Source organism: Pseudomonas sp. Pse1 (genome assembly GCF_024519635.1).
Taxonomy (GTDB): Bacteria; Pseudomonadota; Gammaproteobacteria; order Pseudomonadales; family Pseudomonadaceae; genus Aquipseudomonas.
Window position 1 is genome coordinate 1 of record NZ_JALJRO010000094.1, and the last position, 389, is coordinate 389.

Annotated in this window: 1 protein-coding gene; it reads right to left on the reverse strand. The window is 53.2% G+C overall.

All coding sequences use genetic code 11. From position 1 onward, the window contains the following. A partial coding sequence (locus NR126_RS29175; protein ID WP_256832503.1) for a hypothetical protein occupies positions 1–389 on the reverse strand: 389 nt, incomplete at both ends.

Genomic DNA, 389 nt, shown 5'->3' on the forward strand with positions numbered 1-389 from the left:
GGTGCGCGGCGTGGTCAGCATCGACGCGCATTAATTCACCCTTACCTTTTCTTAAATCCTCCTTCTCTCTTCCTTTCTCCCTCCCCCTTTCTCCCCTCTTTCTCCTCCTTCCCTTTCTCCTCTCTCCCTTTTTCTCCCCCTTCCCCTTTCCTCCCTCCTCCTCTCCCTTCCCTTCCTCCCCCTTCTCCCTCCTCTCTTTCCTTTCCCTTTCTTTCCCCTCCTTCTTTTTTTTTTTTTTTCTTCTCTCCTTCCCTTCTCCTTTCTCCCTCTCTTTCTTCCTTCTTTTTCCTCCTCTCCCCCCTCTCCCTCCCCCCTTCCTCTTCCTCTCCCCCTCCCTTTTCTCTTTCCCTTTCCCTTCTCCCTCCCTTTCTCCCCTCCTCCCTCCTCTT